The organism is Halomonas sp. (assembly GCF_041689495.1).
Taxonomy (GTDB): domain Bacteria; phylum Pseudomonadota; class Gammaproteobacteria; order Pseudomonadales; family Halomonadaceae; genus Halomonas.
The window spans coordinates 1-1,356 of record NZ_JBDNGD010000180.1; the positions used below are offsets into that span (position 1 = coordinate 1).

The window sequence follows — 1,356 nt, forward strand, 5'->3', positions numbered from 1 at the left end:
ACCGCCCTGATATTCTGCACCGTCGCCGGCTTCGTCCTGACGCGGCCCGATGCTGTCGCGAGGGGAGTGGCGGCTCATCCAGACCGGCTATCACCGGGAGTGCACCATGCACCTGACTCGTTTCACTGATTATTCCCTGCGGGTGCTCATCTATCTCGGCTTGAAGGGCGAGCAGCGCTCCACTATCCAGGAAATCGCCGAGCAGTTCGACATCTCTCGGAACCACCTGATGAAAGTCGTCCATCAACTCGGCCAGAAGGGTTATGTGACTGCCATCCGCGGCAAGCACGGGGGCCTGGTACTCCAGCGTCCCCCGGAAGAGATCAATCTCGGCAAGCTGGTGCGTGATACCGAACATGACCTGCGGCTGGTGGAATGCTTCGGTGACCACAACGATTGCCGTATCACCCAGGCCTGTCTGCTGACATCCGCCTTCAACGAAGCGCTACAGGCCTTTCTGGCCGTACTCGACCGCTACACCCTGGCCGATATGCTGGATCCCCGCCGCCAGCAGCTCTCTCAACTCCTGCGAATCGCGCCATTGGCCTGAAGGTGATGCTTTCACTCTCGTATCCCATCCAGAACGTATGCACAAATGACCAATCTGGCGATTTTATTACCTTCCATCATTAGACATGCCAGCCTGCATGGAGTGTACTTATTGCTTTAATTCAGGGGCAATGAGCGACCTGGGCTAAACAAGGAGATCATCATGTCCAACCCCTGCATCATCTGCGTTGCCATCACTGGCAGTGTGCCGCGCAAGGAGAACAATCCAGCGTTGCCCACGACCATCGAGGAGCAGATCGAGAGTACCCAGGCGGCCTTCGAGGCCGGCGCCAGCATCGCCCACTGCCATGTGCGCAACGATGACCAGACGCCGACCTCGGATCCCGAGCGATTCGCCAGACTGATGGAGGGGCTTCAGAAACACTGCCCCGGCATGATCATCCAGCTCTCCACTGGGGGGCGATCGGGTGCCGGCAAGGATCGGGGCGGCATGCTGCCGCTGAAACCCGACATGGCCAGTCTCTCGGTGGGCTCTAACAACTTCCCGACTCGGGTTTACGAGAATCCACCGGACCTGGTGGATTGGCTCGCCGAGGAAATGCTGACCTACGGCATCAAGCCGGAAATCGAGGCCTTCGATCTCTCGCATATCCACCAGGCGGTGGCCCTGTCGAAACAGGGCAAGCTCGAGGCACCTCTCTACGTCCAGTTCGTCATGGGCGTCAAGAACGCCATGCCGGTCGACAAGCCGACCTTCGACTTCTACGTGGAAACACTCAAGCGCCTGGCGCCGGATGCCCAGTGGTGTGGCGCCGGGATCGGACCCAACCAGATCGTCTTGAACGA

Annotated in this window: 2 protein-coding genes; both read left to right on the forward strand. The window is 59.4% G+C overall.

Annotated elements, in window-relative coordinates:
* The first annotated feature begins 106 nt into the window (after window positions 1-106).
* On the forward strand, window positions 107-550 hold the full coding sequence (locus tag ACESMD_RS06215; RefSeq protein ID WP_372611346.1) for an Rrf2 family transcriptional regulator: 444 nt from the start codon (window positions 107-109) through the stop codon (window positions 548-550).
* 162 nt (window positions 551-712) lie between these two features.
* Window positions 713-1,356: 3-keto-5-aminohexanoate cleavage protein (locus tag ACESMD_RS06220; protein ID WP_372611348.1), on the forward strand; the 644-nt coding region annotated here is incomplete at its 3' end.

What these genes read in the sequence shown, in the direction of transcription:
- ACESMD_RS06215 (WP_372611346.1), top strand. Translation starts at nt 107, where the DNA reads ATGCACCTGACTCGTTTCACTGATTATTCCCTGCGGGTGCTCATCTAT.